Annotated in this window: 2 protein-coding genes; one reads left to right on the forward strand and one right to left on the reverse strand. The window is 70.6% G+C overall.

Annotated features, from left to right (window positions below):
• Positions 1-93: 93 nt before the first annotated feature.
• Positions 94-2,862 carry a phosphoenolpyruvate carboxylase gene (ppc, locus tag HOV77_RS30345; protein ID WP_290868366.1) on the reverse strand — a complete coding sequence of 923 codons (2,769 nt, stop codon included), beginning with the start codon at positions 2,860-2,862 and terminating at the stop codon, positions 94-96.
• A gap of 207 nt (positions 2,863-3,069) precedes the next feature.
• On the opposite strand from ppc, the gene mfd reads away from it, so the two are divergent.
• Positions 3,070-6,693 (forward strand): transcription-repair coupling factor, encoded by a 3,624-nt coding sequence (gene mfd, locus HOV77_RS30350; protein WP_290868368.1) that lies wholly within the window; start codon positions 3,070-3,072, stop codon positions 6,691-6,693.
• The last annotated feature ends 92 nt before the right edge of the window (positions 6,694-6,785 follow it).

Here is a 6,785-nt window from a genome sequence, read left to right on the forward strand (position 1 = left end):
TCGCGCTGACTGCACTCCTGGCGTCTCGACCGCCGTTCCCGGCTCTCGTCGAGATGACTAGTGTGCCAGCTCGGCCGTGGCACTGCGACGGGGCTAGCCGGTGTTGCGGAGACCGGCGGCGATGCCGTTGACCGTCGTGAGCAGTGCCCGTTCCAACGTCGGGTCGGTGCTCGGCATACGCCCCGGCGTGCCGGACGACTTGCCTCCGGTACCGCGGTATTGCCGCAGCAACGCCACCTGGAGGTGGTGCAACGGCTCCAGATAGGTGTCCCGGACAGCCAGCGTCCGGGCCAGCACCGGCTGCGCCTCCAGGACGTGTGACTCCCCGGTGATGGCCAGTACTTCCTCGACCGTTCGCGCGTACTCGACCTCGATCTTGCTGAAGATCGGCTGCAGCCGCTCCGGCACCAGGGCGGCGACATAGCTGCGCGCGATCGTGAGATCGGTCTTGGTCAGCATCATCTCCACATTGGAGAGGAACGTGCGGAAGAAGTGCCAGCGGGCGTGGGCGTCCGTCAGCGTGTCGAACAGCCCCGCCTCGCGGGCCGCCCGCAGGCCGGTGCCGACGCCGTACCAACCGGGGACGATCTGGCGGGACTGGGTCCAGCCGAACACCCACGGAATCGCGCGCAGGCCGCCGAGTCCGGCGCCGGAGTCCGGCCGCTTGGCCGGGCGCGAACCGATGTTGAGCGCGCCCAGCAGCTCGGTCGGGGTGGCCGCCCAGAAGTACTCGGGCAGCAGCGGGTCCTCGACGAGATCTCGGTACGCGCGGAAGGCGGCGTCGGAGACGGCGTCCATCGCAGCGTCCCAGCGGGCCAGATCTTCCTGCGGCTGCCGGGGTGCGGTGTGCAGCAGCGTCGCCTGCAACACGGCAGCCACGGTGAGCTCCAGGTTCTCCCGGGCCAACGCGGGCAGCGTGTACTTGTCCGAGATGACTTCGCCCTGCTCGGTCACCTTGATCGCGCCGTCGAGCGTCCCGTACGGCTGGGCCAGGATCGCCTCGTGGGTCGGGCCGCCGCCCCGGCCGACCGTGCCACCCCGGCCGTGGAACAGACGCAGACGTACGCCGTGCCGCGCGGCCACGTCTCGCAGGTCACGTTGGGCCCGGTGGATGCCCCACTGGCTGGTCGTGATCCCGGCTTCCTTGTTGGAGTCGGAGTAGCCGAGCATCACTTCCTGGACGTCGCCGCGAGCGCGCACGACCGCCCGGTACGCCGGCAGGCGCAGCAGTTCGTCGAGCAGCCGACCGCCGGCGGACAACTCGGCCGGTGTCTCCAGCAGCGGCACCAGCCCGATCCGGGCCTTGGCGCTGTGCGGGTCGATCAGGCCCGCCTCGCGCGCCAGGACGGCTGCGGCGAGCACGTCGTCGACGCCTTGCGTCATCGAAATGATGTAGGACTCGATGACCTCCGGGCCGAACCGCTCGTGCGCGTCCCGGATCGTGCTGAACACGTCGAACGTCTTGCGCGACCGGTCGCTGAGCGGGGTGTCGGCATGCGACAGCGGGCGGCGGCTCGCCAGCTCCCGGGCCAGCAGCTCGGTCCGCTCGGCCCGGGTCAGCGCCGCGTAATCGGTGACCTCGCCGACACTGCTGTAGAGCTGGGCGAGCACGGCGTGGTGCGCTTCGGCGTGTTCGCGTACGTCCATCGTGGCGAGCCGGAGGCCGAAGGCGCTCACCCGGCGGATGATGCTGGCCAGCGTCCCAGTCGCGGTCAGCTGCCCGGCGTTGCGCGCCAACGAGGCCCGGAGCAGCTCCAGGTCGGCGATCAGCCCGGCCGAGCCGAGGTAGTCGCGTCCGGGAACGTGCGGCGTGCCCTTGGCCAGGCGCTGACGAGTGTTGGCCAGCTTCGCCTTGATGGCTCGCGCCTTGAGGCGGTACGGCTCTTCGGCGTTGACCCGGCGGAACCGGGCATCCACCTCGGGCAGGGCGTCGAGGTCCTGCGCCAGGCTGGCCGACAGATCCAGCGACACCGTACGCAGTCGCCGGGACACGCTGATCTCGTTGATCAGCTCGTCCATCGCCTCCTCGGTGGCCTGGATGCCGTGCTCGTGCTGGATGATCAGCACGTCCCGGGTCACCGCCGGAGTCACGAACGGGTTGCCGTCCCGGTCGCCGCCGATCCAGGTCCCGAAGGTGAGCGGCTGCCCGTTCGGCGCGCTCTCGACACCCAGTCCGCGCAGCGTGTCGGCGAGGTCGTCGAGCACCTGGGGGGCGGCGTCGGCGTACAGGTCGCGCAGGTAATAGACGGCGTTGCGCGCTTCGTCGGTCGGGTCGGGCCGGTCGAGCCGCAGCTCGTCGGTCTGCCACAGCAGATCCAGCAGCTCGGCGAGACGACGGTCGGTCTTCAGGGTCACGTCGCCGCCGTACAGCATGGCCTCGGCTGCTTCGTTGTCGAGCTGGTCGGCGATGCTGCGCAGCTTGGTCAGGATCGAGCGCCGGGCCGCCTCAGTGGGGTGCGCGGTGAAGACCGGGCGGACAGCGAGGCGACGGGCGGCAGCCGCGATCTCGGCGGTGGGCACCTTCCGCTGGGCGATCAGGGCGGCCGCGCGATCGAGCCAGCCGCCGTGCTTGGCCCGTTCGCGTCGCAGCTCTCGGGCCCGGTGCACCTGCTCGGTGACGTTGGCGAGGTGGAAGTAGGTGGAGAAGGCGCGGGCGAGTTTCGTCCCCGTCGCGACGTCGAGCGCGGCCAGCTTGGCGGCGGCCGCTTCGGGCTCGGTACGGACCAGCGCGCGGACCTCTTCGACGAGGTCCAGCAGGGCTTGGCCCTCTTGACGAGTCAGCGTCTGGCCGAGCAGGGTGCCGAGGCGGCGGATGTCGGCGCGCAGCGCCGCGTCCTCCGGGTCGGTTCGAGCTTCGCTCACCGCGGTTCCTTCCAGGGTGCTGCCGCGCCGGCGCGAGGAGAGCCTTGCCGATCCCCGCAGCGCGCGCCTGAGAAACGGACGCCGCTGTCCTGGCCCGCATGTTACCTGCCCGGCCGGTGTCGGGGCGCTGTGACGCCGCTCTCGGGTCCACCTGTCGGACCGTGAATGTAGGCTGGTCACCGAAGCGCTTACCCCCCATCTTTTCCGATGGGGGGCTTGTCGGCGTTGCTGTGGGCGAGTTCAGGGGGAGATGTCGTGAGGCTGGTCGGTCTGCTGGAGGCGGCTCTCGCCGACCCCGCTCTCACCCGCGCCGGTGAGCTGGCCCGAGGCGCCGAGGACGTCGACGTCACCGCCCCGGCGGCGTTGCGTCCGTTCCTGGCCGCCACCGCCGCCCGGGCCAAGTCGGTGCTGGCCGTGACGGCGACGAGCCGCGAAGCCGACGACCTGGCCGAGGCGCTGTCGTCGTTCCTGCCGCCGGACCAGGTGGCGGCGTACCCGAGCTGGGAGACCCTGCCGCACGAGCGGCTGTCGCCCCGGTCGGACACGGTCGGCCGCCGGCTCTCGGTGCTGCGCCGGCTGGCCCATCCCGAGCTGGCCGGCCCGCTGCGCGTCGTCGTTGCTCCCGTACGCAGCCTGCTCCAGCCGCAGCTCAAGGGGCTCGGCGACCTCATGCCGGTGGAGCTGACCCCGGGCGCGAGCGCCGATCTCGAGGAGGTCGCGCATCGGCTCAGCGACCTCGCGTACGCCCGGGTCGACCTGGTGACCAAGCGAGGCGAGTTCGCCGTTCGGGGTGGTCTGCTCGACGTGTTCCCGCCGACCGAGGAGCACCCGCTGCGGGTGGAGTTCTGGGGCGACGACGTCGAGGAGATCCGCTCGTTCGCCGTGGCCGACCAGCGCACGATCGAGTCGGTGGACCGGCTGGTGGCGGTGCCGTGCCGGGAACTTCTGCTGACCCCCGAGGTACGCGCCCGCGCCGAAGCGCTGCTCGCCGAGCATCCCGAGCTGGCCGAGATCCTGGAGAAGCTGGCCGAGGGCATTCCGGTCGAGGGGATGGAGTCGCTGGCTCCGGCTTTGGCCGGTGAGCACAGCATGGAGCTGCTCGTCGACTGCCTGCCCGGCGAAACGGTCGTCTTGTTGTGCGATCCCGAGCGGATTCGCACGCGCGCGCATGACCTTGTGCGTACCAGTGAGGAATTCTTGCAAGCCGGCTGGGCGGCGGCCGCGACCGGCGGACGGGCCCCGATCGACGTGGGCGCCGCGGCCTTCAAGACGTTGGCCGAGGTACGCGGAGCCGCACTGAGCCGCGGACAGTCATGGTGGTCGATCGCGCCGTTCGGCCTCGACGCGGCCGAGCCGGTCAAGGACGAGACGCCCTGGCTCGACGTGCCCGAGACGGTGTCGGTCAGCGACGACACGACGTCGTTGCTGACGCTGGGCGGGCAGCCGGCGCCCCTCTACCACGGCGACACCGCCCGGCTGCTGGACGACCTCAACGGCTGGCTGCGCGACGGCTGGCGGGTGGCGCTGGTCTTCGAGGGCCACGGACCGGCGCAGCGGGCGGCCGAGGTGCTGCGGGACGCGGGCGTCGGCGCGCACCTGTCGGACGTGGCGACCCTGGGCGCGGGCGAGTTGCTGATCACCACCGGGCCGCTGACCAGCGGGTTGGTGGACGAGACGGCCCGGGTGGCGATCGTGACCGGGACCGACATCTCGGGCGGCCGGGGAGCGTCCACGAAGGACATGCGCAAGATGCCGTCCCGGCGGCGCAACACGATCGACCCGCTGGAGTTGCGGGCGGGCGACTACGTCGTGCACGAGCAGCACGGCATCGGCCGCTACGTCGAGCTGGTGCAGCGGCAGGTCAACGGGGCGGAACGGGAATACCTGGTCATCGAATACGCCCCGGCTAAGCGCGGCCAGCCGGGCGACCGGCTCTTCGTTCCGACCGACGCCCTCGACCAGCTGTCGCGCTACGTCGGCGGCGAGCAGCCCACGCTGCACAAGATGGGCGGCTCGGACTGGCAGAAGGCCAAGGCCCGCGCGCGCAAGGCGGTGCGGGAGATCGCGGCCCAGCTCATCCAGTTGTACGCCGCGCGGCAGGGTGCGAAGGGGCACGCGTTCGGGCTGGACACGCCGTGGCAACGCGAACTCGAAGACGCCTTCCCGTACACCGAGACGCCGGATCAGCTCGCCGCGATCGAAGAGGTCAAGGGCGACATGGAAAAGCCGGTGCCGATGGACCGGCTGATCTGCGGCGACGTCGGCTACGGCAAGACCGAGATCGCCGTACGCGCGGCGTTCAAGGCGGTGCAGGACGGTAAGCAGGTCGCCATCCTCGTCCCCACGACCCTGCTCGCGCAGCAGCACTTCAACACCTTCTCCGAGCGGATGGCCCAGTTCCCGGTGCAGATCCGGCAGCTGTCGCGGTTCCAGACTCCCTCGGAGTCCGCGCGCACCATCGAGATGGCCTCCGAGGGCAGCGCCGACATCGTCATCGGCACCCACCGGCTGCTGCAGCAGGCCACCCGGTTCAAGCAGCTCGGCCTGGTAGTGGTGGACGAGGAGCAGCGGTTCGGGGTGGAGCACAAGGAACACCTGAAGTCGCTACGGACCAATGTGGACGTTCTGACCATGTCGGCCACGCCGATTCCGCGTACGCTCGAAATGGCGATCACGGGCATCCGGGAGATGTCCACCATCGCCACCCCGCCGGAGGAGCGCCATCCCGTCCTGACCTATGTGGGGGCGTACGACGACAAGCAGGTCGCCGCCGCCATCCACCGGGAGCTGCTGCGCGACGGTCAGGTCTTCTACCTGCACAACCGAGTGGAGTCGATCGACAAGGCGGCCCGGCGTATCCGGGAACTCGTCCCCGAGGCCCGCGTCGTCACCGCGCACGGTCAGATGGGCGAGGAAGCCCTGGAAAAGGTGATGATCGGCTTCTGGGAGAAGGAGTACGACGTCCTCGTCGCCACGACGATCATCGAGTCGGGCATCGACATCCCCAACGCCAACACCCTGATCCTCGAACGGGCCGACCTGCTCGGTCTGGCTCAGTTGCACCAGATCCGGGGTCGCGTCGGGCGGGGCCGCGAGCGGGCGTACGCGTACTTCCTGTATCCGCCGGAGAAGCCGCTGACCGAGCACGCTCACGAGCGGCTGGCCACCATCGCCCAGCACACCGAACTCGGCGCGGGCATGTACGTGGCGATGAAGGACCTGGAGATCCGGGGTGCGGGCAATCTGCTCGGCGGCGAACAGTCCGGCCACATCGAAGGCGTCGGCTTCGACCTCTACGTCCGGATGGTCGGCGACGCGGTCAAGGCGTTCAAGGGCGACGTCGGCGGCGAGGAGGACGAGGAGGCGACCGAGGTCAAGGTGGACCTCCCGGTCGACGCGCACCTGCCGGTGGACTACATCGAAGTCGAGCGGCTGCGCCTGGAGATGTACCGGAAGATCGCCAACGCCCGGTCCGGCGTGGAACTCGACGCGGTGGTCGACGAGCTCTCCGACCGATACGGCGAGCCGCCGGCGCCGGTGGTCAACCTCATCGCGGTCGCCCGCTTCCGGCAGCTGGCCCGGGCGTACGGGCTCGCCGAGGTGTCCGTGCAAGGCAAGCACCTGCGGTTCGCGCCGCTCGAACTGCCGGACTCCAAGCAGCTCCGACTGAAGCGGTACCACCCGGACGCCGTCTACAAGGCGGCGACTTCGCAGGTGAGTGTTCCGCGGCCGACCACTCGGCGGATCGGCGGGGAACCTTTGCGGGATCAGGCTTTGCTGGAGTGGTGCGCTCAGGCGCTTTCCGACGTTCTCGGACCGCCTCCGGCGTGACGCTTCGCTGCTTCCGGGCGGCGCTTCGCAGCTCCCGGGCGGGCTCGGGCGCGCGGCTCGGGGGCGCGGCGCGGCGCTCGGGGCGCGGCCCG

This window comes from Hamadaea sp. (assembly GCF_013362815.1).
In the GTDB taxonomy this organism is placed as follows: domain Bacteria; phylum Actinomycetota; class Actinomycetes; order Mycobacteriales; family Micromonosporaceae; genus Hamadaea.

Bases quoted from the DNA above. Each gene is read 5' to 3' on its own strand.
- mfd (WP_290868368.1), top strand. From the start codon at position 3,070: ATGGGGGGCTTGTCGGCGTTGCTGTGGGCGAGTTCAGGGGGAGATGTC.